The organism is Belnapia sp. (genome assembly GCF_059504005.1).
In genome coordinates, this window is sequence record NZ_JCACHU010000147.1 from 41,992 (window position 1) to 67,894 (window position 25,903).

Annotated in this window: 21 protein-coding genes and 1 tRNA gene; 16 read left to right on the forward strand and 6 right to left on the reverse strand. The window is 70.8% G+C overall.

The window, feature by feature from the left end; genetic code table 11:
• The first annotated feature begins 198 nt into the window (after positions 1-198).
• The 4 genes from AC5JJ1_RS21165 to parC all read left to right on the forward strand — a co-directional run bounded on the left by AC5JJ1_RS21165 (position 199) and on the right by parC (position 6,199).
• On the forward strand, positions 199-1,200 hold the full coding sequence (locus AC5JJ1_RS21165) for an LLM class flavin-dependent oxidoreductase (protein ID WP_495787094.1): 1,002 nt from the start codon (positions 199-201) through the stop codon (positions 1,198-1,200).
• 86 nt (positions 1,201-1,286) lie between these two features.
• Positions 1,287-3,110, forward strand: a complete 1,824-nt coding sequence (gene htpG, locus AC5JJ1_RS21170) for a molecular chaperone HtpG (protein ID WP_495787095.1) — start codon at positions 1,287-1,289, stop codon at positions 3,108-3,110.
• Between the two features lie 68 nt (positions 3,111-3,178).
• Positions 3,179-3,922 (forward strand): DNA repair protein RecO, encoded by a 744-nt coding sequence (recO, locus tag AC5JJ1_RS21175; protein WP_495787096.1) that lies wholly within the window; start codon positions 3,179-3,181, stop codon positions 3,920-3,922.
• A gap of 36 nt (positions 3,923-3,958) precedes the next feature.
• Positions 3,959-6,199 (forward strand): DNA topoisomerase IV subunit A, encoded by a 2,241-nt coding sequence (parC, locus tag AC5JJ1_RS21180; RefSeq protein WP_495787097.1) that lies wholly within the window; start codon positions 3,959-3,961, stop codon positions 6,197-6,199.
• A 9-nt stretch (positions 6,200-6,208) separates the two neighbouring features.
• On the opposite strand, the gene queE is transcribed toward parC, so the two are convergent.
• Together queE and AC5JJ1_RS21190 are read right to left on the reverse strand one after the other, a co-directional pair.
• Entirely contained in the window at positions 6,209-6,823 is a 615-nt protein-coding gene (gene queE, locus AC5JJ1_RS21185) for a 7-carboxy-7-deazaguanine synthase (protein WP_495787098.1), read from the reverse strand.
• A gap of 224 nt (positions 6,824-7,047) precedes the next feature.
• Complete coding sequence (locus AC5JJ1_RS21190) at positions 7,048-8,367, reverse strand: NAD(P)/FAD-dependent oxidoreductase (RefSeq protein ID WP_495787099.1); 1,320 nt, start codon at positions 8,365-8,367, stop codon at positions 7,048-7,050.
• A gap of 66 nt (positions 8,368-8,433) precedes the next feature.
• Here AC5JJ1_RS21190 and AC5JJ1_RS21195 point away from each other — a divergent pair, with 66 nt between their 5' ends.
• Genes AC5JJ1_RS21195 through AC5JJ1_RS21205 form a run of 3 tightly spaced genes read left to right on the forward strand, consistent with a single transcriptional unit; the run spans position 8,434 to position 11,034 of the window.
• Positions 8,434-9,423, forward strand: a complete 990-nt coding sequence (locus AC5JJ1_RS21195) for a 2-hydroxyacid dehydrogenase (protein WP_495787100.1) — start codon at positions 8,434-8,436, stop codon at positions 9,421-9,423.
• A gap of 1 nt (position 9,424) precedes the next feature.
• Positions 9,425-10,195 (forward strand): class II aldolase/adducin family protein, encoded by a 771-nt coding sequence (locus tag AC5JJ1_RS21200; protein WP_495787101.1) that lies wholly within the window; start codon positions 9,425-9,427, stop codon positions 10,193-10,195.
• 8 nt (positions 10,196-10,203) lie between these two features.
• Positions 10,204-11,034: a type 1 glutamine amidotransferase gene (locus AC5JJ1_RS21205; protein ID WP_495787102.1), complete on the forward strand. Its 831-nt coding sequence runs from the start codon at positions 10,204-10,206 to the stop codon at positions 11,032-11,034.
• A gap of 63 nt (positions 11,035-11,097) precedes the next feature.
• On the opposite strand, the gene AC5JJ1_RS21210 is transcribed toward AC5JJ1_RS21205, so the two are convergent.
• Both AC5JJ1_RS21210 and AC5JJ1_RS21215 read right to left on the reverse strand, forming a co-directional pair.
• Positions 11,098-11,523 carry an ElaB/YgaM/YqjD family protein gene (locus AC5JJ1_RS21210; RefSeq protein WP_495787103.1) on the reverse strand — a complete coding sequence of 142 codons (426 nt, stop codon included), beginning with the start codon at positions 11,521-11,523 and terminating at the stop codon, positions 11,098-11,100.
• A gap of 67 nt (positions 11,524-11,590) precedes the next feature.
• Positions 11,591-13,168, reverse strand: a complete 1,578-nt coding sequence (locus AC5JJ1_RS21215) for an ABC transporter substrate-binding protein (RefSeq protein WP_495787104.1) — start codon at positions 13,166-13,168, stop codon at positions 11,591-11,593.
• 120 nt (positions 13,169-13,288) lie between these two features.
• Between AC5JJ1_RS21215 and AC5JJ1_RS21220 the strand changes: the two genes are divergently transcribed.
• On the forward strand, positions 13,289-14,722 hold the full coding sequence (locus tag AC5JJ1_RS21220; RefSeq protein ID WP_495787105.1) for an amidohydrolase family protein: 1,434 nt from the start codon (positions 13,289-13,291) through the stop codon (positions 14,720-14,722).
• 6 nt (positions 14,723-14,728) lie between these two features.
• On the opposite strand, the gene AC5JJ1_RS21225 is transcribed toward AC5JJ1_RS21220, so the two are convergent.
• A complete protein-coding gene (locus tag AC5JJ1_RS21225; protein WP_495787106.1) occupies positions 14,729-16,540 on the reverse strand; it encodes a PHA/PHB synthase family protein in 1,812 nt (603 codons plus the stop codon).
• A 104-nt stretch (positions 16,541-16,644) separates the two neighbouring features.
• Between AC5JJ1_RS21225 and AC5JJ1_RS21230 the strand changes: the two genes are divergently transcribed.
• The 6 genes from AC5JJ1_RS21230 (at position 16,645) to AC5JJ1_RS21255 (ending at position 22,854) form a co-directional block, all read left to right on the forward strand.
• Entirely contained in the window at positions 16,645-17,154 is a 510-nt protein-coding gene (locus AC5JJ1_RS21230; protein ID WP_495787107.1) for a hypothetical protein, read from the forward strand.
• A 95-nt stretch (positions 17,155-17,249) separates the two neighbouring features.
• Entirely contained in the window at positions 17,250-18,470 is a 1,221-nt protein-coding gene (locus tag AC5JJ1_RS21235) for an LL-diaminopimelate aminotransferase (protein WP_495787121.1), read from the forward strand.
• Positions 18,467-19,750, forward strand: a complete 1,284-nt coding sequence (locus AC5JJ1_RS21240; protein WP_495787108.1) for a homoserine dehydrogenase — start codon at positions 18,467-18,469, stop codon at positions 19,748-19,750. The genes AC5JJ1_RS21235 and AC5JJ1_RS21240 overlap by 4 nt, the downstream gene beginning before the upstream one ends.
• A gap of 18 nt (positions 19,751-19,768) precedes the next feature.
• Complete coding sequence (gene glpX, locus AC5JJ1_RS21245; protein WP_495787109.1) at positions 19,769-20,758, forward strand: class II fructose-bisphosphatase; 990 nt, start codon at positions 19,769-19,771, stop codon at positions 20,756-20,758.
• Between the two features lie 4 nt (positions 20,759-20,762).
• Positions 20,763-22,538 (forward strand): single-stranded-DNA-specific exonuclease RecJ, encoded by a 1,776-nt coding sequence (gene recJ / locus AC5JJ1_RS21250; RefSeq protein WP_495787110.1) that lies wholly within the window; start codon positions 20,763-20,765, stop codon positions 22,536-22,538.
• A 67-nt stretch (positions 22,539-22,605) separates the two neighbouring features.
• Complete coding sequence (locus AC5JJ1_RS21255; protein ID WP_495787111.1) at positions 22,606-22,854, forward strand: hypothetical protein; 249 nt, start codon at positions 22,606-22,608, stop codon at positions 22,852-22,854.
• A gap of 151 nt (positions 22,855-23,005) precedes the next feature.
• On the opposite strand, the gene AC5JJ1_RS21260 is transcribed toward AC5JJ1_RS21255, so the two are convergent.
• Positions 23,006-23,617 (reverse strand): YcbK family protein, encoded by a 612-nt coding sequence (locus tag AC5JJ1_RS21260; protein WP_495787112.1) that lies wholly within the window; start codon positions 23,615-23,617, stop codon positions 23,006-23,008.
• Between the two features lie 340 nt (positions 23,618-23,957).
• On the opposite strand from AC5JJ1_RS21260, the gene AC5JJ1_RS21265 reads away from it, so the two are divergent.
• Positions 23,958-24,033: transfer RNA gene (locus tag AC5JJ1_RS21265), tRNA-Glu, on the forward strand.
• Positions 24,034-25,641: 1,608 nt separating this feature from the next.
• The gene (locus AC5JJ1_RS21270) at positions 25,642-25,902 is read left to right on the forward strand and encodes a thermonuclease family protein (RefSeq protein WP_495787122.1); all 261 of its coding nucleotides are present in this window, start codon (positions 25,642-25,644) and stop codon (positions 25,900-25,902) included.
• The last annotated feature ends 1 nt before the right edge of the window (position 25,903 follow it).

Genomic DNA, 25,903 nt, shown 5'->3' on the forward strand with positions numbered 1-25,903 from the left:
GAAGGGGTGGCCGGGCCATCCTCAGCAGCAGGGCTGAGACCTTCTCGGTGTATGAGATGGTTGTGCTGGCGTCGGAACCATCATCACGGTGGCGGCACCTTGCCGGGATGGCCGCTGCCGGCCGCCGGATCGCCAGGGCCTGCGGCGGTGAGCGCAGGTGGGGTTCCAGGCGTCCCCGGGCCGACCCATATGACCAGCATGATCCCGCTCTCCATCCTCGACCTTTCCCCTATCCCCGAGGGCAGCGAGGCCGGCCAGGCGTTGCGCAACTCGGCCGACCTCGCCCGTCATGCGGAGGCGCTCGGCTACAACCGCTACTGGATGGCCGAGCACCACAACATGCCGGGCATCGCCAGTGCGGCGACGGCGGTGGCGCTGGCGCATGTCGCGGCGGCGACCAGCACCATCCGCATCGGCGCCGGCGGGATCATGCTGCCGAACCACGCGCCGATCATGGTTGCCGAACAGTTCGGCACGCTGGCCGCGCTGCATCCCGGCCGGGTCGATCTCGGCCTCGGCCGGGCGCCGGGCTCCGACCAGCGGGCGGCAATGGCGATCCGGCGGAATCTCGCCGGCGAGGTGGACGACTTCCCGCGCGACGTAATGGAGCTGATGGCCTATTTCGAGCCCGCGCAGCCCGGTCAGGCGCTCCGCGCGGTGCCAGGGGAGGGGCTCGATGTCCCGGTCTGGATTCTCGGTTCCTCGACCTATGGGGCGCAGCTCGCCGCGGCGCTCGGCCTTCCTTACGCCTTCGCCTCGCATTTCGCCCCGGCGCAGATGCGCGAGGCGATGGCGATCTACCGGGAGCGCTTCAAGCCCTCGGCGCGGCTGGCTAGGCCGCATGTGATGCTCGGGGTCAATATCTTCGCGGCGCCGACGGATGCGGAGGCGCGCTTCCTCTTCACCTCGCTGCAGCAAAGCTTCCTCAACCTCCGCCGCGGGCGGCCGGGCAAGCTGCCGCGGCCGGTCGAGGACATGGAGGCCCGGCTCGACCCGCATGGGCGGGCGATGCTGGAGCACGCGCTGGCCTGCTCGATCGTCGGCGGGCCGGAGGCAGTGCGGCAGGGCCTGCGGGACTTCATCGCCGAGACCGGGGCGGATGAGCTGATGGTCACGGCCGCGATCCACGACCATGAGGCGCGGAAGCGGAGCTTCACGATCCTCGCCGGGCTGCACCAGGAGATGGCGGCCGCCGCTTGAGCCCTTGATTCCCGGCCCCGGCTTTTGCATATCGCCCCGCCGGATAGGCATCCCTTCCCGGAGGATCAGGCGTGAGCGAGCCAGGCTTGAGCGAGACTGTCGAGCGGCATGAATTCGGCGCCGAGGTGGGGCGCCTGCTGGATCTGGTTGTCCATGCGCTTTACTCGGACCGCGAGATCTTCCTGCGCGAGCTGGTGGCCAATGCCGCCGATGCGATGGACCGGCGGCGCTTCGAGGCGCTAACCCAGTCGGTCCCCGCCCTGCCCGAGGGCGCCGCCATCCGCATCCTGCCCGACAAGGCAGCCCGGACGCTGACGCTCAGCGACCAGGGCATCGGCATGGCGAAGGAGGAGCTGGCGAAGAATCTCGGCACCATCGCCCGCTCCGGCACCCGGGCCTTCACCCAGTCGCTGGCCGATGCCAAGCCGGGCGAGCGGCCGAGCCTGATCGGGCAGTTCGGCGTCGGCTTCTACTCGGCCTTCATGGTCGCCGAGCGGGTCGAGGTCGTCTCCCGCCGCGCCGGCGCCGAGGAGGCCTGGGCCTGGGCCTCCGCCGGGCAGGGCGACTTCACCCTGGCCCTCGCAAGCCGCGAGGAGCCGGGCACCACCATCACCCTCCACATCAAGCCAGATGCGGAGGAGTTCCTGGAGCCGATCCGCCTCCAGACCATCATCCGGAAGTGGGCGGACCACATTACCCTCCCCATCACCATCGCCCAGGACGGCAAGGATGAGCCGGCCAACGAGGGCACCGCGCTCTGGCGGAAGCCCAAGGCCGAGGTGACCGAGGAGCAGTACGCCGAGTTCTACCGCCACGTCGCCCATGCCTTCGACAAGCCCTGGGCGACGCTGCACTGGCGGGCCGAGGGCACGACGGAATTCGCGGCCCTCCTCTTCATCCCCGGGATGAAGCCATTCATGCCGGTGGAGGGCGAGCGCGAGAGCCGCGTCCGCCTGCATGTCCGCCGCATGTTCATCACCGAGGAGGCAGGGCTGCTGCCGCCCTGGCTGCGCTTCATCCAGGGCGTCGTCGATACCGAGGACCTGCCGCTCAACGTCTCGCGCGAGATGCTGCAATCGACGCCGGCGCTGGCCCGCATCCGCAAGGCCGTCACCGGCCGCGTGCTGTCGGAGCTGAAGGCGAAGGCCAAGGATGCCGAGTCCTATGCCGGCTTCTTCGAGAATTTCGGCCAGGTGCTGAAGGAGGGCGTCTGGGAGGACAGCGAGTACCGGAAGGACCTCGCGCCCCTGCTGCGCTTCCGCTCCTCCGCCGTCGAGGGCTGGACCTCGCTGCCCGACTACGTCTCCCGGATGAAGGAGGGGCAGGAGGCCATCTACATCCTGGTCGGCGACGATGCCGAGGCGCTGGCGAAGTCGAGCCAGCTCGAGGGCTTCCGCGCCCGCGGCGTCGAGGTGCTGCTCCTCTCCGACCAGGTGGATGCCTTCTGGCCGGAGCGGCTCGACCGCTTCGAGGACAAGCCGATCCGCAGCATCACCCAGGGCGCGGTCGACCTCTCCAAGATCGCGGGCGCCGAGGCCGAGGGCGAGGTCGCGGATGTGGCGAGGCTCCTGCCGCTGCTGAAGGCGGCGCTGGAGGGCGAGGTCTCCGAGGTGCGGGCGACGGACCGGCTGGTCGACAGCGCCGTGGTGCTGGCCGCGCCCGAGGGCGGGCCGGACCTGCAGATGCAGCGACTGCTGCGCCGCGCCGGCCGGAGCTTCGGCGCCGGCCTGCCGGTGCTCGAGATCAACGCGCGCCATCCGCTCATCCGCAAGCTCGCCGGGATGGAGGGCGAGCTGAAGTCCGAGGCGGGGACGCTGCTCGACCTCGCCCGGCTGCAGGACGGGGACGTGCCGCGCGACCCGGCCGGCTTCGCCCGGCAGGTGGCGGGGATGCTCGCCGCCGGCCTATGACCGGCGGGTGAGGGAGAGGCACCGCCTTTCCCTCGACATCGCAACGGCCCGGCACCATCTCCCTCGACATGAGCACCGAGTGGCAAGGCCCGGCCATCGTCCTCGGCGCCCGGCCGCATGGCGAATCGGGCGCCGTGGTGACCCTTCTGACGGAGGCGCTGGGCCGGCATGCGGGCCTCGCCAAGGGCGGGGCCTCGCGGGCGCAGTCCTCCCTCTGGCTGCAGGGGAATCTGGTGGAGGCGCGCTGGGTGGCGCGGCTGCCGGACCAATTGGGCGCGCTCTCCGGCGAGTTAGTGCATCCGGCGGCAGCGCTGGCGCTGGAGGACCCGCTCGGCCTCGCCCTGCTCTCGGCGGCCTGCTCGGTCGCCGAGGGGGCGCTGCCGGAGCGGGAGCCGCATCCGCACTGCTTCCAGGGGCTCGTTGCGCTGATCGCCCGGCTGCCGGCGGGGGCGCTGGCGGCGCTGCCCGACTATGTGCAATGGGAGACGGAGCTGCTGACGGAGCTCGGCTACGGGCTCGACCTCGCCCGCTGCGCGGTGACGGGCGGGGCGGAGGACCTCACCTGGGTTTCCCCCCGCAGCGGGCGGGCGGTGAGCGCCGCGGCAGCCGGGCCCTGGGCCGACCGGCTGCTGCCGCTGCCCCGCTTCCTGCTCGGCCAGTCGGGGCCGGTGGGGGCGGCGGAATGCCTGGCGGGGCTGCGGCTGACCGGGCATTTCCTGGCCCGCGACGCCTTCGGCCACCGTCCGGGCGGAATGCCGCCGGCGCGTGGGATGCTGCAGGATCGGGTGGCCTTGGCGGCCGGTCTGGGCTAGACTGCCGGCGAGAACAAAGCACGAAAACGGCGAGACATGCCCGACGACATCAAGACCCTGCCCCCCGGCCCGGATGGCGGCGGCATGCGCGATACCGGCCTCGCCGATGCGCTGTCGGAACGCTACCTGGCCTATGCGCTCTCCACCATCATGTCCCGCTCCCTGCCGGACGTGCGGGACGGGCTGAAGCCGGTCCACCGCCGCCTGCTCTGGGCGATGCACCAGCTGAAGCTCGACCCGGCGGCGGGGTTCAAGAAATGCGCCCGCATCGTCGGCGACGTGATGGGCAAGTACCACCCGCATGGCGACGCCTCGATCTACGAGGCGCTGGTGCGCCAGGCGCAGGACTTCGCCGCGCGCTACCCGCTGGTCGATGGCCAGGGCAATTTCGGCAATATCGACGGCGATAACGCCGCGGCCATGCGCTACACGGAGGCGCGGCTCACCATCGTCGCCGAGGCGCTGCTGCAGGGCATCGACGAGAATGCCGTCGACTTCCGCCAGACCTATGACGGCGAGGAGCAGGAGCCGGTGGTGCTGCCGGCGGCCTTCCCGAACCTGCTGGCCAATGGCGCGACGGGCATCGCCGTCGGCATGGCGACCAGCATCCCGCCGCACAATGCGGGCGAGCTCTGTGGCGCGGCGCTGGAGCTGATCCGCAACCCGCAGGCCGGGACCGACGACCTGCTGCGGCATGTGCAGGGGCCGGACTTCCCGACCGGCGGCGTGCTGGTGGAGAGCGCCGAGGCGCTGCGCGAGGCCTATGAGACCGGCCGCGGCGGCTTCCGCGTGCGGGCGCGGTGGCGGCGCGAGGAGGGCAAGCTTGGCGCCTACCAGATCATCATCGAGGAGATTCCCTACCAGGTCGCCAAGGCGAAGCTGATCGAGCAGATCGCCCAGCTGCTGGAGGAGAAGAAGCTGCCGCTGCTCGGCGACATCCGCGACGAGAGCACGGACAAGGTGCGCATCGTCATCGAGCCGAAGACGCGCAACGTCGATGCGGCGATGCTGATGGAGACGCTGTTCCGCGCGACGCAGCTGGAGAACCGCATCCCGCTCAACCTCAACGTCCTGGATGCGGACCGCACGCCGCGGGTGATGAGCCTGCGCGAGGTGCTGCGCGCCTGGCTCGACCACCGGCATGTGGTGCTGGTCCGGCGGACCGAGCACCGGCTGGCGGCGATCGCGCGGCGGCTCGAGATCCTCGATGGTTACCTCATCGTCTATCTCAACCTCGACGAGGTCATCCGCATCGTCCGCGAGGAGGACAAGCCGAAGGAGGCGCTGATGGCCGCCTTCGGGCTGACCGACATGCAGGCGAATGCCATCCTCGACATGCGGCTGCGCGCGCTGCGCAAGCTCGAGGAGATGGAGATCCGGCGGGAGCACACCAAGCTCACCAAGGAGCAGAAGGCGCTGCAGGGGTTGATGGGTTCCGAGGCGCGGCGCTGGAACGCGATCGCGGCCGAAATCGAGGAGGTGCGCAAGGCCTTCGGCGAGGGCGCGCTCGGGGCGCGGCGGACGGTCTCGGGCGGGGCGCTGCCGGCGGTCACGGTGGATGAGGCGGCCTTCGTCGAGAGGGAGCCGATCACCGTCATCCTCTCCGAGAAGGGCTGGATTCGGGCGCAGAAGGGGCATCTGCCGCCGGAGACCGAGCTGCGCTTCAAGGAGGGCGACGAGCTCTTTCGCATGGTGCATGCGCAGAGCACGGACCGGCTGATCCTCTTCGCCACCAATGGGCGGGCCTACACCCTCAAGGCGGACGCCATCCCGCGCGGGCGGGGGGATGGGCAGCCGGTGCGCCTCATGGTCGAGCTGACCAACGAGGATGCGGTGCTGGAGCTCTTCGTCCCCGCAGACGGCCTGCGTTACCTGGTGGCGAGCCAGGACGGGCGGGGCTTCATCGTCCCCGGCGCCGAGCTGCTGGCGGAGAAGCGCACGGGCAAGCAGGTGCTGGTGCTGGAGCCGGGCCGCGAGGCCGCGGTCTGCGTCCCGGCCGAGGGCGACATGGTCGCCGTCATCGGCGAAAACCGGAAGCTGCTGCTCTTCCCGCTCGACCAGGTGCCGGAGATGGCGCGTGGGCGCGGCGTGCAGCTGCAATCCTACAAGGATGGCGGGCTCGCGGATGCCAAGGTCTTCACCCGGCGCGAGGGGCTGAGCTGGCGGCTCGGCGACCGGGTGCGGGTGGAGCAGGATGTCACGGCCTGGCGCGGCAATCGGGCGGGGGCGGGCAAGCTGCCGCCGAACGGCTTCCCGAAGTCCAATCGCTTCGAATAGGGGCGGGCCTCAGCGGATGCCCCAGGCCTTGTGGGCCTGAATGTTGAGGCGCCAGTCCGGGTGGCGGAGGCAATAGGCCGCCGCCGCCGCGGTGTTCTCGGCGAGGGCGGGCCCGTCCATCGGCGAGAGCCAGCGCTGCCGGGCCGGGAAGGCGCGGAACTCGGCAGGGTCCATGCCGGCCTGGGGATAGACCAGCTTCAGCTCGTCGGCCTCGGCCAGGGCGAGGGGCGCGCCGGCCTTGGGGCTGACGCAGACCCAGTCGATCGGGCCGGGGAGGGGCTGGGTGCCGTTGGTCTCGATGGCGATGGCGAAGCCGGCGGTGCGCAGGGCCGCCAGCAAGGGCGCGTCGACCTGCAGCAGCGGCTCGCCGCCGGTGAGGACGCAGAAGCGGCCGGGGGCGCCGGTTGGCCAGAGGGCTGTGGCCGCGGCGACCAGGCCGGCGCGGTCGTGGCGGGTGCCGCCGCGGAATTCGGTGTCGCAGAAGCGGCAGACGGCATCGGCGCGGTCCTCATCACGGCCGGACCAGAGGTTGCAGCCGGCGAAGCGGATGAAGACGGCGGTGCGGCCGAGATTGGCGCCCTCGCCCTGAGCGGTCAGGAAGATCTCGTGGACGGTGTAGGACACGGCTGGGGTTCCGGTGCGGGCCGTCCCTTCGGGCAGGGGCCGCGCGGTGTCAATGCCCGAGGGGCCTTGAAGGCTTCAAGCCGCCCATGCCCAAGCCGTTGATGGGCAATGGTTCCGGCCTGGGATTTGAAGGATTGAGGGTTTGAAGGGCCCATTTTCCCGCCGGGCGCGGGTAGGCCCTAGGCAATTTTTCCTCTAGCGCGACGGCCGCCCCGAAGCAAGGCCTATGCGACCCGGCGGTCGATCCGGTCGCGCAGGCGGTACCAGCCGCCGATGAAGGGCAGGACCCAATTCGGGTTGCCCGAGTAGAGCGGGCGGGTCGGGAAGGGGAGGCCGTCGAGCGGGAAGGGCTCGTTGGCCGCGCCGGCGAGCTTCAGCGCGACATTGTGGCCGAGCCAGGTCGCCATCGCCACGCCGCTGCCCTGGCAGCCGGCGGCATAGTGGATGCCGCGCTCGACGCCGATATGCGGCAGGCTGTCGAAGGTGAAGGCGACGTTGCCGGTCCAGGCATGGGTGATCTTCACCCCCACCAGCTCGGAGAAGCATTCGGTCATGTAGCCGTGGAGGGCGGGGGCGGTGTCCTCCGCCGTCGCAGCGCGGAAGCTGGCGCGGCCGCCCCAGAGGATGCGCTTGCCGTCCGGCGAGGGGCGGAAATAGTTCAGCACGCGCTTGCTGTCGGAGATCATCCGGCGGCCGGGGAAGAGGCGGTCGATCTCGGCCTCGCCCAGTTCCTCGGTGGCGATGATGTAGCTGTTGAGCGGCACCAGGCGGCGGGCGAGCCAGGGGCTGGCCGTGCCGCGCTTGTCGAGCGAATAGCCGTTGGTGGTGACGAGGACGGCATCGGCGCGGAGCTCGCCGCGGTCGGTGGCGATGCGGAAGCCGCTGCCCTCCTCCCGGATCTTCTGGACGCGGACGCCGTCGACGAGAAGGGCGCCGGCGCGCTCAGCTGCCGCCGCCAGGCCGCGGGCATACTTGCCGGGGTGGAGGCTGCCGGTCGCGGCGGCGAGCATGCCGCCATGATAGTGGTCGCTGCCGAGGGCCTCGCGCTGGCGGGACTTTGGCAGCATGCGGGCGGGGAGGCCGGTGACCTCCTCCAGCAGCTCGGCCTTCCGCGCCATGGCGTCGTAGTGCCGGGGCGACCAGGCGGCGGCGAAGCGGCCGCAGCGGATGTAGTCGCAATCGATGCCCTCGCGGGCGATGGTGTCCTCGATGAAGGGGAGGCTGGCGGCGGCGGCGAGGGCGATGGCGCGGCCGCGCTCCCTGCCATGGGCTGCCTCGAGGGCCGGGCCGACGATCTTCAGCCCACCCGAGACCATCCCGCCGTTGCGCGAGGAGGCGCCCCAGCCGATGCGCTCGGCGTCCAGCACCGTGACGCGCTGGCCCAGGCGGCGGAGGGTCAGGGCTGCCGACAGCCCGGCATAGCCGCCGCCGATGACGGCGATGGCGGCATGGTCGGGCAGCGGGTTGGCGCGCTGGGGCGGCTCGGCGGCCTCCCACCACCATGGCCTCAGCTTGAAGCCGGGGGCGAAGACGGGGTGGGGCATGGCGCGGCTCCCGGGCTGGTGACGGGCGGGCCAGGGTCGGGCCTCGGGCCTGGGGGTGCAAGGGGGATGGCCTGGATTATGCTCGGCCAGCGGCGACTCAGGGGGCGAGGGCGGATGGCGGTGCTGGTGGTGAAGTCGGGGGGCGAGGCCGCCATGGCGGAATGGCGCGAGGGCTTCGCCGCCTGCGCGCCGGGGCTCGACATCCGCTACTGGGAGGAGCCGGGGCTCAGGCCGGAGGAGGTGCGCTACGCCCTGGTCTGGGATCCGGAGCCGGGGCGGCTTGCCGCCATGCCTAACCTGCGCGTGGTCTTCGGCTCCGGGGCGGGGGTAGATGGCATCGTGGCCGACCCGTCCTATCCGCGGCATGTGCCGCTGGTGCGGATGAGCATCCCCGAGGCGACGGAGCGGATGGGGGAGTTCGTCTGCTGGGCTGCGCTCTCGCTGCTGAAGGATGCGCGAAGGATGGCGATCGCCCAGGCGGAGCGGCGCTGGGATGATTTCGAGCCGCCCTACCGGGCGAGCCAGCGGACGGTCGGGATCATGGGGCTCGGCAGCATGGGCAGCCGGGCGGCGCTGATGCTGCGGGGCATCGGCTTCCGCGTCATCGGCTGGTCCAAGGGGCGGAAGGCGCTGCCGGGGGTGGAGAGCCATGCCGGGCCCGGAGAGATGGACGCCTTCCTCGGGGGGAGCGATATCCTCGTCTGCCTGCTGCCGGCGACGGCGGAGACAAGGGGCATCATCAATGCGGAAACCCTCGCGCGGCTGCCGCGCGGGGCGGGCTATGTCGGCGTGGGGCGGGGGATGCAGCAGCGGCTGGAGGACATCGTCGCGGCGCTGGACGGCGGGCAGCTCTCCGGCGCGGTGATCGACGTCTTCGAGCCGGAGCCGCTGCCGGCCGACCATCCGCTCTGGGGCCATCCGCGGGCGACCGTCACCGCGCATGTCGCCAGCCTGCCGAGCCGGGCGGAGCGGGCGGCGGCCGTCGCCCGCGCCATCGCCGGCTTCGAGCGGGGCGAGGGGCTGCCCAACCTGTTCGACCATGAGAAGGGTTATTGAGATGCCGTTGCCGCCGCCGCCCGTCCGGCCCGATCCGGACCATGTGCCCGATGAGCGGGAGCTCCGCGAGGACCTCGCCGCCGCCTACCGGCTGATCGCGCTCTTCGGGATGACGGACTTGGTCTTCACGCATCTCTCGGTGCGGGTGCCCGGGGAGGGGCACCGGTTCCTGGTCAATCCCTATGGGCTGCTCTTCGAGGAGATCACGGCCTCCTCCCTCGTCGTCGTGGATGCCGAAGGGGAGCCGGCGCAGAAGACGGACTGGCCGGTCAACCCGGCGGGCTTCGTCATCCATTCAGCGGTGCATCTCGGCCAGCCGGATGCGCAATGCGTGATGCATACGCATACGCTGGCCGGGATGGCCGTCGCGGCGCAGCAGGGAGGCTTGCTCCCGCTCAACCAGATCAGCATGGAGTTCGATGGCCGCGTCGCCTTCCACGCCTATGAGGGGGTGGCCGCCGACGACAACCTTTCCGAGCGGGAGCGGCTGGTGCGCGACCTCGGCAACAAGCCGTGCATGATCCTCAGGCATCATGGGCTGATGACGGTCGGGCGGACGGTGCGGGAGGCCTTCTACTGGATGTGGTACCTGGAGCAGAGCTGCCGCATCCAGCTCGCGGCGCAGGCTTCCGGCGTGCCCCTGGCGCTGCCCTCGGCGGAGACCGTGGCGCGGACGCGGGCGCAGTTCAGCACGGGGCCGACCAAGGGCTGGCTGCCCTGGCAGGCGCTCAAGCGGAAGCTCGACCGGGAGCAGCCGGATTACAAGGATTGAGCGGGACCATGCGGCATATCCTGATCGCCGATTGCTCGCCCTCGGCCGGGGGCGAGGCCTACCGGGCGCTGGGCGGGCCTTCCAATGTGCAGATGTTCGAGGCGGGGCTCCGGCTGCACGCGCCGGATGTACGGTGCCTCGAATTCAACCTGGCGGATGGCGAGGCGCTGCCGCTCGGCATGACGCCCGGCGATGCGGACGGGGTGGTGCTGACCGGCTCGCCGCTGCATGTGCCGGCGGGCGGGCCGGAGGTGGAGCGGCAGATCGAGTTCGCGCGGGCGCTCTTCGCCACGGACCGGCCGGTCTGGGGGAGCTGCTGGGGCTTGCAGCTAGCCGCGGCGGCGCTCGGCGGGCTGGTGCGGGTCAATCCGCGGGGGCGGGAGATGGGCGTGGCGCGGGGGATCGCGCTGACCGAGGCCGGGCAGCGGCATCCGGTGATGGCCGTGCGGCCGGCGGTGTTCGAGGCGCTGTGCACCCATCTCGATGAGGTGGAGGTGCCGCCGCCGGGGGCGGAGGTGCTCGCCGGCAATGCGATGAGCGCGGTGCAGGGAATGGCGGTGCGGACGCCAGGGGGCGGGAGCTTCCACGGCGTGCAGTACCACCCCGAGATGACCTTCGGCTGCGTCGCGGCGCTGATGCGGACGCAAGCGGCCGCGTTGGCGGCGGATGGGTTCGGCGATGTCGAAACCTATGCCGCCGACCTGCTGGCGCTGGAGGCCGATCCGGGCCGGAAGGATCTCGCCTGGCGCTACGGCATCGGCCCCGAAGTGCTCGACCGCCGCCGCCACACCGCGGAGCTCGGCAACTGGCTCCGCGCCTACGTCCCGCCTCGCCGCTAGCTCCCGGTTTCCAAGGGCCTTTCGGCCTTTGGTGGGAGGAGTTTGAGGAGGGCGACGCCCTCCTCAACGCCTTGCGATAAGAAGTCCCAAGGCAAACCCAACCGCGCCGGCTCCAAGCAGGGCAAGAAGCGGCTCCTCCCGCACGCGGTCGTTGAGGTAGTCGGCCGCCTGCTGGCTCTGGCGGTAGGCCTGGCTGCCGGCCTCGGAGAGGCTGTCGCCGGCCTGGCGGGCGATCTGCCCGGCCTGGGCGCCGTAGTCCTGCGCCATGCCGCGGGCGGTGGAGACGGTGTCGTCGGCGAAGCCCTTGGCCTCGCCGGCCATCTCGCGGGCCTTCTGCATGGTGTCGTCGGAGCCGGCCGGCCGGTGGCCGACCGCCGAGGGGTCAACGCCCTGGGGGCGGCCGCCCGGCATGTTGCCGGACTGCATCGCATCCTTGCTGTGGGCGCCGACGGCGGCGGCGCCGCTGCCTTCCATCCGGTTCTCGCTCATGCCTGTGGTCTCCTCTTCCGTTCCGGCATGAAACGCGGGAAGCGGCGAAGGGTGCCCTGGCGACGGCCTACTTCTTCTCGACGCCCCAGAAGACCGGGATGGTGGTGGGGCGGATGCCCTCGATATTGGCGCGGCGGGCGCTCAGCGTGCGGTACTGGCCGGCATTGATGTAGGGCAGGACCTGGTAGGCGCGGGCATGGACCTGCTCGAGCAGGGCGTGGCGCTTCGTCGCGTCCGGCTCCTCCCACCAAGCGCGGCGGAGGCGCTCCAGCTCCTCGTCGCAGGGCCAGCCGGCGAGGCCGCCCTCGCAGGGGCTCGCCAGATAGAGGTTGGTCAGCGGGTTCTGGGCGTCGAGGACGTTGGCGATGGTGACGAAGAGGTTCCAGCCGCCCTGGTCTGGCGGCTCGCGCCGGTTGCGGCGCTGGGTGAGGGTTGCCCAGTCCATGGCGGGGACGTCCATGTTCAGGCCGGCGCGGCGGAAGGACTCGGCCATGGTCAGCGTCACCGCGTTGTTGGCGGGGCTGTCGGTGGCGTTGAGGAAGATGACCCGGCGGCTGTCATAGCCGGCCTCGCGGAGCAGGGCGCGGGCGCGTTCCGGGTCGGCCTCGCGCAGGCCCTCGGCGCCGGCGGCGCTCTCCAGCGGCGTGCCGCAGAGGAAATAGGCGGGGCAGTAGGGGATTTGTTCGCTGGACCGGATGCCGATCGCCTGCAGGTTCTCCTGCTGGTTGACGAGGTGGAGCAGGGCGCGGCGAGCGCGCGGGTCGTTGAAGGGCGGCTGGGCGTGGTTGAGGCGGAGCCAGACCACCGAGCCGACCGGGTTGAGGGCGAAGAGGCGGATGGCGCGGTTGCGCTCGAGCGTCGGGATGAGGTCGGGCGAGGGGTTCTCGAGGAAGTCGATCTCGCCGGACTGAAGCGCGGCGGCGGCGGTGGCCGGGTCCGGCATGGCGAGCCATTCCAGGCGCTCGACCAGCACGCGCTTGCCGCCAGCGAGGCCGTCGGCCGGCTCGGGCCGCGGGCGATAGGCCGGGTTGCGGCGGTAGACGGCGCGGTTGCCGGCCTGCCACTCGCGCGCCTCGAAGACGAAGGGGCCGGAGCCGGTGGCATCGGTGATCGCCGTGGTAGCGGGTGTCTGCGCCAGACGCTCCGGCATGACGAAGAGGGCGCTGGCGGTGGGCCGGGCGAGGGCCTCCGTCACCAGGGCGAAGGGGCGGGCGAGGGTGAGGGTGAAGCTGCGCTCCTCCGCCACCTCGAGCGAGGCGGTGGCGGCGACGAGCGCGCGGCCGACGACGTCGCGCTGGGCCCAGCGCCTGATGGAGGCGACGGCATCGGCCGCACGGACGGGGCTGCCGTCATGGAAGGCGAGGCCCTCGCGCAGGGTGAAGCGCCAGCGCATGCCGTCGGGCGAGCGGTCGAAGCTCTCGACCATCTGCGGCTGCGGCTCGCCCTTGCTGTCGAGGGCGAAGAGCTGGTCATAGACCATGAAGCCGTGGTTGCGGACGAAGGCGGCGGTCGATTGCACCGGGTCGAGGCTGGCGAGGTCGTTCACCAGGACGACGCGGAGGGTCTGCGCCGTGGCGGGGAGGGCGAGCGAGGCCGAGAGGGCGGCGCCGGCGAGGAGCCGGGTGATGCGGGAGGGGGCGGGCATCGGGTCGTCCTGCTGCGGTGAGGGGCGGCGGCAGTCTTGCGGTGGAATGAAACGCGGGCAAGGGCGGTTGACGCGGCTGCCGGCCCTGGCGGAGCATCGGGGGCCGAGAGGGAGGGAAGCATGTCCGTCACGCTGATCCGCAATGCGGATATCGTCCTGGCCTGGGACGAGGGCCGGAAGCAGCACGTCTACATGCCGAATGCCGACCTCGCCTATGAGGATGGGAAGCTGCTCTTCGTCGGCCGCGACTATGCGGGGCCGGTGCATGAGACCGTCAGCGGCAGCGGCATGATGGTGATGCCGGGGCTGGTCAACATCCACTCCCACCCGTCATCCGAGCCGATGAACAAGGGCTTCACCGATGAGGTGGGGACGCCGGGGCTCTACAACTCCTCGCTCTACGAGTACCTGCCGATCTTCCGGCCGGATTCGGGCGCGGTGCATAGCTGCGTGAAGGTGGCGCTGTCGGAGCTGCTGCTCTCGGGCGTCACCACCGTCGCCGACCTGTCGATGGCGCATCCGGGCTGGCTGGACCTGCTGGCGGAGAGCGGCATGCGGGTCTGCATCGCCCCGATGTTCCGCTCGGCGCGGTGGTTCACAAAGAACGGGCATGTGGTGGAATACGAGTGGGACGCGGTGGCGGGCGAGAAGGCCATGGCGGAGGCCTTCACCCTGGTCGAGCGGGCGGAGCAGCATGAGAGCGGGCGGCTCTTCGGCATGGCGGTGCCGGCGCAGATCGACACCTGCACGCCGGAGCTGCTGAAGGATAGCCATGACGAGGCGAGGCGGCGCGGCATCTCCTGGCAGATCCATGCGGCGCAGTCGGTCTCCGAATTCCACGAGATCACGCGGCGGCACGGCTTCACGCCGATCGGCTGGCTGCATGAGCAGGGGCTGCTCGACGAGCGGGCGATCATCGGGCACGGTATCTTCCTCGACGACCATCCGAGCACGCCCTGGCATACGCGCCGTGACCTCGACATCCTCGCCGAGACGGGGACGACGGTCGCGCATTGCCCGACCGTCTTCGCGCGGCGGGGGATCACGCTGAAGCATCTCGGGCGGTACAAGCGCACGGGCGTAAATATCGGGCTCGGGACCGATACCTATCCGCACAACATGCTGGATGAGATGCGGCTCGCGGCCTATCTGGCGCGGACGCAGGCGACGGACCCGCGCAGCCTGTCGACGACCGAGCTGTTCGAGGCGGCGACGGTCGGCGGGGCGAAGGCGCTGGGGCGGCAGGATATCGGGCGGCTGGCGGCGGGGTGCCGGGCCGACTTCGTGCTGGTCGACATCACCCATCCGCAGATGCGCCCAGCCCGTGACCCGGTGCGGAGCCTGATCTACGCGGCGGGCGACCGGGCTTTGCGCGCCGTCTATGTCGACGGGCGGCAGGTAGTGCGCGACGGCGAGGTGCTGACCATGGACTACCCGGCGGCGGCGGCCGAGCTGCACGAAGCGCAGAAGCGCTGCGAGGCGCAGGTGCCGGAGCGGGACTGGGCGCATCGCCCGGCGGAGAAGATCTCGCCGCCGAGCTTCCTCTGGACCTGAGCCGGCCTACTCGGCGCCGAGCACCTTGACGTAGCTGCCAGGCGCTTCCTCGAGCGCCGGCAGAGCGCCGGCGCCAGGAATACGGGCGGGCACCTGCTCCTTCGCCCCCTTGTCCTGGCCGGTGACCCAGCGGTGCCAGTCCGGCCACCAGGAGCCGGCGAGCTCCGTCGACGTCTCGAACCACTGTTCGGGATCAGGCGGCAGGGCCTCGTTCACCCAGTGGCTGTACTTGCCGCTGCCGGGCGGGTTGACGATGCCGGCGATATGGCCCGAGGCGGCGAGGACGAAGCGGATCGGGCCACTGTAGATTTGCGTCGCGCGGTAGGTGCTCTTCCAGGGCGCGATGTGGTCCTCGCGCGTCGAGATCATGTAGCTCGGCGTCCTGATCTTGCGTAGGTCGATCTTGACGCCGAGCAGCTCGAGCTCCCCTGACTTCACTAGGTCGTTCTGCTGGTACATCCGCCGCAGGTAGAAGCTGTGCATCTTCGCCGGCATGCGGGTGGAATCGTCGTTCCAGTAGAGCAGGTCGAAGGGGAAGGGCTCCTGCCCGAGCAGGTAGTTGTTGACGACGAAGGACCAGATCAGGTCGTTGGCGCGCAGCATGTTGAAGGTCGTCGCCATCTCGCGCCCCTCGAGATAGCCGCGCTGCTGCATCTTCTCCTCGAGACCGCGGAGCTGCTCCTCGTCGATGAAAACGGAGAGCTCGCCGGCCTCCTCGAAATCGGTCATGGTGACGAAGTAGGTCGCGGTCTTGACGCGCGTGTCGCGCTTCGCCGCCATGTGCGCGAGCGTCGTCGCCAGCAGCGTGCCGCCGAGGCAGTAGCCGATGGCGTTGACCTGCCGCTCGCCGGTCGCCTGCTCGATGGCGTCGAGCGCGGCATAGACGCCCTCGCGCATGTAGTCGTCGAAGCCCTTCTCGGCCAGGTGCTCGTCCGGGTTCACCCAGGAGACGACGAAGACGGTGTGGCCTTGGTCCACCGCCCATTTGACAAAGGAGTTCTTCGGCCGCAGGTCGAGGATGTAGAACTTGTTGATCCAGGGCGGAAAGATGACGAGGGGGCGCTTGAGAACCGTCTCCGTCGCCGGCGCATACTGGATCAGCTGCATCAGGTCGTTTTGGTAGACGACCTTGCCGGGCGTCACCGCGATGTTCTCGCCGACGCGGAACTTGGTGTCGTCCGTCATGCGGATGCGGAGCTTGCCGCGGCCGCGCTCGAGATCGGCGAGGAGATGGGAGAGGCCCTTCAGCAGGTTCTCGCCGCCGGTCTCGGCGGTCTTGCGCAGCACCTCCGGGTTGGTGAGGAGGAAGTTGGAGGGGCTCATCGCGTCGACGAATTGCCGCGTGTAGAAGTCGACCTTCTGCGCGGCCTTGGCATCCAGCCCCTCCACGCTGCCGACCACGGTTTGGAAGTAGCGGGCGCTGAGAAGGTAGCTCTGCTTGATGAAGTCGAAGACCTCGTTCTCGCGCCAGGCCTCGTCCTTGAAGCGGCGGTCCTTCGGGTCCTCGGCGATGACGGGGGCGGTCTGCTCGCCCATCATGCGGCGCGCGGTGTTCTGCCAGAGGGTCAGGTAGTCCTGCCAGAAGCCGAGCTGCGCCTGCACGAGGCTGGCCGGATTGGCCATCAGCCGCGTCGTCATCTCGAGAAAGGCGCCGCCGATGTTGAGCGGGTCCGGCACCGCGCCGCCATCCTGCTGGCGCTTGAGGAAGTCGGCGACGATCCGCTGGCCGCGCTCGGCGACCTCGGACATGGTGCGGGTGACCAGCGCCGGGTCGGGCAGCCGGAACTGGTTGCTTTCGGTGATTTTCTCGTCGGCCATGGCGCATCCTAGCTCCTGGGGCCTGACCCTCCAACCCCGGGGCCGGCCGCGGGTTGCTTCCCTGTCGACCGGTTCCGCGCTAGTGCTGCGCGCAAGGAGGCCGGATGATGCGGAGCGTGCAGGCGGGGGTGCTGCTGGTCCTTGCGGCGCTTGGCGGGTGCTCCGTGCCGAAGGATGTCAACCCGGTCGAGATCTATCGCAGGATCTCGGGCGAGGCGGATGCCGGCCGGCCGCCGCCGCCGGGGATGGACCGGCCGCGGCCGAACCTCGCCAGCGTGCCGCCGCGGCCGGAGCGGCCGCCGCCCGAGGTGCGGGATGCGATCTCCGCCGCGCTGGCCGCCGACCGGGAGCGGTCGCGCGAGGCGCTGGCGCCGCGGGCCGAGCCGGCGCGGTTCCCGGCGGCTTCGCCGGGCGATCCGGCGATCCCGGCCGCGCCGCCGCCGCGGCCCTCCCTTGCCGGCGCGCCGGCCGTGCCCTGGAGCGAGGCCCCGCCGCGCCGGGGCGGGGCCGCGGCCCCGGCCGAGCCCGAGGCGCCGCCTGCCATGCCCGACCTCGCCCCGGCGCCGCCGCCGCCCGACCTGCTCGGGGCGCCGCCCCCGCCGCCGCGGCTCTGATCCGCGTCGGGAGCCTCGCGGGCGCCGGCGCAACCGGCTATAGGGGCGGACCGGGCCGCTGCAAGGCCCGGCGCAACCCCGATCGGACCATGTCGATGACGGACGAATTCCACCGCATCCGCCGCCTGCCGCCCTATGTCTTCGCGGAAGTGAACGCCGCCAAGGCCCGGGCCCGCGCAGCCGCGGAGGACATCGTGGATCTCGGCATGGGCAACCCGGACAGCCCGACGCCGCCGCATATCGTCGCCAAGCTGGTCGAGGCGGTGCAGGACCCGCGGACGCATCGCTACTCCATGTCGAAGGGCATCCCCGGGCTGCGCAAGGCACTGGCGGGCTACTACAAGCGGCGCTTCGGCGTGACGCTCGACCCGGAGCGGGAAGTCGTTGCGACGCTCGGCAGCAAGGAGGGGCTGGCCAACCTGGCGCAGGCCATCTCCTCGCCGGGCGACACCATCCTGGTGCCGAACCCGTCCTACCCGATCCACCAATTCGGCTTCATCATCGCCGGCGCCTCCGTCCGCAGCCTGCCCTGCACGCCGGATGACGAGATGCTGGCGGCGATCGACCGCGCGGTGCGCCATTCGGTGCCGAAGCCGACGGCCGTGATCGTCAATTTCCCGTCCAACCCGACGGCGCATCTGGCGAGCATTGAATTCTACCGCGACCTCGTCGCGCTTTGCCGGCGGCACGAACTCTTCATCCTCTCCGACCTCGCTTATGCCGAACTCTATTTCGGCGAGACGCCGCCGCCTTCCGTGCTGGAGGTGGAGGGGGCGAAGGAGGTGACGGTGGAGTTCACCTCGCTCTCCAAAACCTACAACATGCCGGGCTGGCGGATGGGCTTCGCCGCCGGCAACGAGCGGCTGATCGGCGCGCTGACGCGGGTGAAGTCCTATCTCGACTACGGCGCCTTCGCGCCGATCCAGATCGCGGCGACGGCGGCGCTGAACGGGCCGCAGGACACGGTCGCCGAGATGCGGCGGCTCTACCGCGAGCGGCGCGACCTGCTGGTCAAGGGCCTGCGCCAGGCGGGGTGGGAGGCGCCCTCGCCGGAGGGCTCGATGTTCCTCTGGGCGCCGATCCCAGAAAAATTCCGCCACCTTGGCAGCGTCGAGTTCTCGAAGCTGCTGCTGGCGCGGGCCAAGGTCGCGGTCGCGCCGGGCCTCGGCTTCGGCGAGCATGGCGACGGGCATGTGCGCATCGCCCTCGTCGAGAACAACCAGCGCATCCGCCAGGCGCTGCGCGGCATCCGGGGCTTCCTCCAGGGCGACAATCTGGGGCCGGTGGCGGCGGAGAAGGAGCAGGTCTCGGCATGAGCAAGCCTCTCTCGATCGGCATCGCCGGGCTCGGGACGGTCGGCGCAGGCGTGCTTCGGCTGCTCGCGGAGAATGGCGACATCGTTGCGGCGCGGGCGGGGCGGCCGGTCACGGTCGGCGCCGTCTCCGCGCGGACGCGGGGGCGGGACCGGGGCGTGCCGGTCGAGGGCCTGCGCTGGCATGACGACCCGGTGGCGCTCGCCGCCGATCCGGGCGTCGATGTCGTCGTCGAGCTGATCGGCGGCAGCGACGGGCCGGCCCGCGCCCTGGTCGAGGCGGCGATCGCCGCCGGCAAGCCGGTCGTCACCGCCAACAAGGCGCTGCTCGCGGTGCATGGCGCGGCGATCGCGGAGCTGGCGGAGGCGCGGGGCGCCGCACTCGCCTTCGAGGCGGCGGTCGCGGGCGGCATCCCGGCGATCAAGGGGCTGCGCGAAGGGCTCGCGGCCAACCGGCTGCGCCGCGTCGCCGGCATCCTCAACGGCACCTGCAACTACATCCTCACCACCATGCGCGAGCAGGGGCGGGAGTTCGGCGATGTGCTCGCCGAGGCGCAGGCGCTCGGCTATGCCGAGGCCGACCCGTCCTTCGACATCGACGGGGTGGATGCGGCGCACAAGCTGGCGATCCTGGCGGCGCTCGCCTTCGGGCGGCCGGTGGATTTCGGCGCGGTGCATGTCGAGGGCATCCGTGAGGTGACGGCGCTCGACATCGCGCTGGCCGGCGAGCTCGGCTACCGGATCAAGCTGCTCGGCATCGCCGCACGCGACGAGGCGGGAATTTCGGCACGGGTGCATCCCTGCATGGTGCCGGTGGCCGCACCCATCGCGCGGGTCGATGGCGTGTTCAACGCCGTCGTCGCCGAGGGGGATTTCGTCGGGCGGGTGATGCTCGAGGGGCGCGGGGCGGGGGCGGGGCCGACGGCGAGCGCCGTGGTCGCCGACCTCATCGACATCGCGCGCGGGCGGCACACGCCGGTCTGGGGCGGGGCGCTCGATGCGGCGCCCGCGCTGCCGATGGAGCGGCATCGCGGCGCCTATTACCTGCGGCTGATGGTGCTCGACCGGCCGGGCGTGATCGCGGATGTGACTGGCATCCTGCGCGATCAGGCGATCAGTCTGGAGTCCATGCTGCAGCGCGGGCGGGCGCCGGGCGAGGCGGTGCCGGTCGTGCTCACTACGCATGATTGCGAGGAGGCGGCGATGCGTGCGGCGCTGGCCCGGATCGCCGCGCTGGATGCGGTGCTGGAGAAGCCGGCGCTCATCCGCATCGAAGCACTGTAGAAGACAAGGGAGAAGAGCATGTCTGCGGCCACACTCGGCAAGGTCGTCGACCGCAACCTGGCGCTGGAGCTGGTGCGGGTGACGGAAGCGGGCGCCATCGCCGCCTCCCAGTGGATCGGGCGGGGCGACAAGAATGCCGCGGACGGCGCCGCTGTGGATGCGATGCGCCGGGCCTTCGACACCGTCGCCATCACCGGCACCGTGGTCATCGGCGAGGGCGAGATGGACGAGGCGCCGATGCTCTATATCGGCGAGAAGATCGGCCTGGGCGGGCCGGAGGTCGACATCGCCGTCGATCCGCTGGAGGGCACCTCGATCACGGCGAAGGGCGGGCCGAACGCCATCGCCACGCTGGCGCTTGCCGAGAAGAACGGCTTCCTCCACGCGCCCGACATCTACATGGACAAGATCGCGATCGGGCCGGGCCTTCCGGAGGGGCTGGTCGATCTCGACGCCTCGCCCGAGGAGAACCTGCGGGCGCTGGCCAAGGCCAAGAAGTGCGAGGTCGGTGACCTCATGGTCTGCACGCTCGACCGCGACCGGCACAAGGCGATGATCAAGGCATGCCGCGCGGCGGGGGCGCGGATCACGCTGCTCGGCGACGGCGATGTCTCGGGCGTCATCGCGGTCAGCCAGCCGGAGACGGGCATCGACATCTATATGGGCTCGGGCGGCGCGCCGGAGGGCGTGCTGGCGGCCGCGGCGCTGCGCTGCATCGGCGGGCAGCTGCAGGGGCGGCTGCTCTTCGAGAATGACGAGCAGGTGCAGCGCGCCCGCGGCATGGGCGTCACCGACCCCAACCGCAAGTACCGCGTGGATGAGATGGCGCAGGGCGATGTGATGTTCGCCGCGACCGGCGTCACCACCGGGCCGATGCTGCGCGGCGTGCGGCGGACGGCGCATGGCGCCATCACCCATTCCATGGTCATGCGCAGCAAGTCGGGCACGGTGCGCTATGTCGAGGGCCACCACAATTACGAGCGGAAGCCGCTGCCCTTCTTCAGCTGAGGTGATGTTGGAGCCTGTCCTTGGTATCGGCCGCAGCCTCACCGGGCGGCGCTGGGTCTGGCGCGAGGCGGAGGAGCGGCTCGGCCTCGCCATCGCGCAGCGGGCCGGGCTGCCGGAGCTCGTCGGGCGGCTGCTGGCGGCGCGGGGCGTGCAGCTCGAGGAGGTCGGCGATTTCCTCGAGCCGACGCTCAGGGCGATGCTGCCGGACCCCTCGCGGCTGATCGACATGGATGCGGCGGCCGAGCGCCTGGCCTGGGCGGTGCGCAGCGGCGAGACGGTCGCCGTCTTCGGCGACTACGATGTCGACGGGGCCTGCTCCGGCGCGCTGATGGTGCGCGCGCTGCGGCGGCTCGGCTGCACCGTCTCGCATTATGTGCCGGACCGGCTGAAGGAGGGCTACGGGCCCAATCCTGCGGCGATCCGGGCACTGTGCGAGCGCGGGGCGACGCTCATCGTCTGCGTCGATTGCGGCATCGCGGCGCATGAGGCACTGGCGGCGGCCGAGGGGCGGGCGGATGTGGTGGTGCTCGACCACCACAAGTCGGAGGGGCCGGTGCCCCGCGTGGCGGCCGCGGTCAATCCCAACCGGCTAGACTGCAGCTCGGGGCTCAGGAACCTGTGCGCGGCGGCGGTGGCCTTCCTCGCCGTCGTCGCGCTGCACCGCGTGCTGCGCAAGGCAGGGCATTTCACCAAGGTCGAGGAGCCCTCGCCGATCGAGCTGCTCGACCTGGTGGCGCTGGCGACGGTCTGCGACGTGATGCCGCTCACCGGCGTCAATCGCGCGCTGGTGGCGCAGGGGCTGAAGGTGATGGCGCGGCGCGGGCGGGCGGGCGTTGCCGCGCTGCTCGATGTCGGGCTGGTGCGGGACCTGCCGACGGCGCATTCGCTCGGCTTCGTGCTCGGGCCGCGGATCAATGCCGCCGGGCGGGTGGATGAGCCGGATCTCGGGATGCGGCTGCTGCTCTGCGACGACCCGATCGAGGCGCGGGCGATGGCGGAGCGGCTGGATGTCGTCAACCGGCGGCGGCAGGAAGTGGAGGCCGAGGTGCTCGGCGCCGCCTTCGCCGCGGCCGAGGCGCAGTACAAGGCAGGGCATCCCGTGCTGCTGGTCTGCGGCGACGGCTGGCATCCGGGCGTCGTCGGCATCGTGGCCGGGCGGGTGAAGGAGAAGTTCAACCGGCCTGCCTGCGTCGCGGGGCTGGCGGGCGGTATGGCGAAGGGATCCGGGCGGTCGGTGCCTGGGGTGGATCTCGGCGCGGCGGTGATCGCGGCGCGGCAGGCCGGACTACTCGAGACCGGCGGCGGGCATGCCATGGCGGCCGGGTTCAGCCTCCTCGAGGCGCGCAGGGAGGCTTTCCATGCCTTCCTCAATGAGCGGCTGGCGGTGGCGAAGGGGCTGCCTGGGGCGGCGGACCTCGTTGTCGAGGGGAGCGTCGCGGTGCCGGCGGCGACCACGGACCTCGCCTGCCAGGTGGAGCGGCTGGCGCCCTTCGGGGCGGGGAACGAGGAGCCGGTTTTCGTCCTGCCGCGGGCGCGGGTGGTCCGCGCCGACCGCGTGGGCAAGGAGGGGAACACCATCCGCGCCTTCCTCGAAGGCGAGGCGGGCGGGCGGCTGAAGGCCATCTGCTTCCGTGCGAAGGAAGGGCCGCTGGCCGAGGCGTTGCTGGCGCGGCAGGCCGGGCCGCTGCATCTCTGCGGCCAGATCAGGGCCGAGCGCTGGAACGATGCGGTCAGCGCCTGCCTGCATGTCGTGGATGCGGCGCCGGTGCAGCCGGGCTGACATCGGCCCGAGGCAGCCTTCGGCCGGGTGGCACGTTGTCCCGGCCATGGAGGCCGGGACCATGGGCATGCGCCGCTTGCTGTTCGCCGTGATGCTGGGGCTTGGGCTGTCATGCGGGGCCGGAGCGGCCCCTGCGGCGCCGGGGCTCTCGGTGGCCGGGACCGGGCTGCTCATGCCGGCGCAGTACCGCCGGCACTATGCGCCGCCGCGGCGCTACGGCCGCCGTCATTACGCCCCGCCGCCGCGCCGCTACTACCGGCCCTACCCGCCGCCGCGGGCGCGCTATGCCCCGCGGCCGCGGCGCTACTACCGCTGAGCCTCGGCCAGGCCGGCAGGCAGGTCGTCTGCCCGCCACCGGATGCGGAAACCCTCGCCCAGGCCAGCCATCGCATCCCTCAGGTCCGGTGTGGGACGGGATAGCCAGAGGTGCAACCGGAAGGCGTTCTACGGGCGCGCGAGTTGGCGCCTCAGTTGCGGCGCATGGCCGCCCAGGCCTCGGCGATGCGGGCGATGGGATCCTCAGGCGCCGCAGGCGCTGCCTGGCCGGAGGCGCCGCCCGGGACATCGCCCCAGCGCCGCACCGGGCCGCTGTCCAGATGCACGAAGTTGCGGCTGTTGTAGACGCCGACGCCGCCGCGGCGCATCTCCAGCGCCACATTGGCGAACCCTGGCATCTGGGCGGCAGGCAGGCAGACATCGAGGGCCCGGGCGACGAGGTGCTGGCTGTTGCCGGCGCCGCAGACCAAGCTGTTGGTCTCGGGCGTCCGGAAGCCGGAGACGACCAGGAACTCGCCGCGCCAGCGGGTTCGCTGGCCGGCCTCCCAGAGGATGTCGATGGCGGTCGGGTCGAAGGCGTGGACGGTGCCGCTGCGGCTGTCGGCCAGGACGGCGGAGATGTCGGCAAGCGCCGCGGGATCGACGCCGCGGCCGTCATGGTAGACGCCGCTGAAGCGGGCGCCGGTCGCGGCGTGGCGAAGGGTGAGGCGTCTCAGGCCCGGGGCCGTCCGCTGGGTGGCGAGGGCAGGCGAGGCGAAGGCGGCCGGCGCGAGGGCGCCGAGCATGAGGGTTCGGCGGTGCATGGCGACCTGCCTAGCGGCGTGGCCCGGACGGCGAAACCCGTGCTCGCGCGATCGCGTCCATGCTCCCGCAAGCGCGATCCGAAATTCAACTTGTGCCATAGAGCATCTGGAAGCCTTGCACGCTGGAGGCGTCAGCGGGGCAGGCAACCGAGCGCGGCGCCCACCGATGCCGGGACTCGGGGCCTTGCCAGGGCGAGGAGGTCGCGGATGGCGGACGGGGGTTTCGCGGGGCCGGCTCCGGCCCGGGCCCGTCGCCCCGTCGGGGCCGCGAGGCTGGACGTTGCCGGCAAGGCAGTGTAGTGGAGCCGCCCGCAGGCCCGCCAGGGCCCCGCCGAGGCCTGTCCCCATCGTCTAGAGGCCTAGGACACCAGCCTTTCACGTTGGTAACACGGGTTCGAATCCCGTTGGGGACGCCAGGCAGGTTTCAGTCAATAAAATCAGTTACTTAGCGTAAGCGCGCCGCGGCAATTGTAGCGGCTCATTGTAGCAGCTGCCTTGCTTTTTGACGTTCTCAAGCCACTCCGTAATAGGCCCAGAGCCGCCTCAACAAGGCGAAGATAAACGGCCCAGCGGCGACCAGGGCGAGAAAGCCTACTGCACTTCCTATTGCGGCGAAGATCAGCATGCGTCCTTCTCGGCGAATCTCTCTGTCGAGAGCCGCCTTGTCAGCCGCCCTTCGCTCCTCAAACGACATCGACTCCGACATCGGCAAACCCTCCGTCAGCACCGGACGCCTGCAGCGGTCCAGACAAGGCATACTTGCGGTCGGGCCAGTCGAGCCGCAACAGGGGCATAAATTATCGGCTAAATACGATGTTATAATATAACAAATACGCAGGGCTTTGGTGTGTCGGCTTTTTGCTTTGTCCTTGATCCACCGAAGGCTTTGCAACCGCGAGTCTACGGTCATGCCCAAGCACGTTCCGAAAGAAATCTCGGGTGCGGATACCTGCCTTGGCAACCACTCTGGCCGGGCCATCGGGCCGAACGTAACCCATTCGGCGTCGATCTTCGGCTGCGCACGTTCTTGATTCGTTCTGTCGGCCACGGCATCCTGCCGGCATGGCCGATGCTCCGGATCACGCTCCATTGGACTTCCCGCCCAACTGGCTAAATCCCGGCACCCTACGCGCCAGGGAACTGGCCAAAGCGTGTGCTCTTGCCTCCGGGCAAGATGCCGCTGGCGCCGCGGAGGCGGCCTACCTCGCTGCCCGAGCGCACCACCCCGCCCTGCCAGCCTGCATGTTGTTTGAGGCCGCCATGATCGTCGTCAGTTGTTTCCAAGCGCCGCGACGCTGATGGGCCACAACCTCTCTGACTTCAAACGTCGACGGTTGATGCTCGCAGCTCCGCTGGCCGACTGGTCCGGATGGTCGCTGCTGATTGACTGTGGCGGCCCGCGTTGCCCCCGTCGCCGGATTTTCGAGGTGGCCGAGCTTGCCCAAGCGCATCCCGCCCTGCCGCTGCATGAGTACCTCAACCGCATGCGGTGCAGTTCTTGCGCAGGGGAGGTCCGCAACGCGGTGATGCTGCGGCTCCGGACGGAGCAGAGGGTTGTTGTGCGGGGAGAACGCGGGTGAGCCAGTGGCCGAGCATGGGCGTTGGCAGTGATCCCGCGCTGGCCCTCACGCGGGTTGGTCACCTAGCCCGCGGCTGTTGCACGCTGGAGATTTGGTGCCGCAGTTGCGACCACCGACGCTGGATGTCAGCGCAAGCTTTGGCCCGGAAATACGGTCATTTGTCGGTGTGGGAGATGACCGCACGGATGCGTTGCGGACAGTGCGGCTGCCGAGGCGCGCCGATCCGGGTAACGGCTTGGCCGCCGAATGGTGCGCCGGCAGAGAAGGACAGGGTTAAGCCATTCCAAGGTAGCCTGCTTGGCTAAAGGGATAGCCCGCATGCAAGTTGTAACTGCCGCAGCATTCGGCTTGGCGCTGGCAGCCTCACCAGCCTCGGCCGAGCGCATCGCCCGGGTGGTTGACGGCGACACCGTCGTGACGGCCGGCGGCGAGAAGGTGCGCCTGATGCACTTCGACGCACCGGAGACGCACGGTAAATGCCCGCGCGAGCGCCAGCTTGCTGAGCAGGCGACAAAGCTGCTGCGGCATCTTGCCGATGGTGGTCTGCGCCTGGACCGTCATGGCCGCGACCGGTACGGACGCACCCTTGCGGCGGCCCGCACCCCGACAGGCGGAGACGTGGCCGCGACGATGATAAGGGCGGGCCTGGCGCATCCCTATGAGGGGCGCGGGCCACGTGGCGGATGGTGCGTGCCCGGACGCTAGG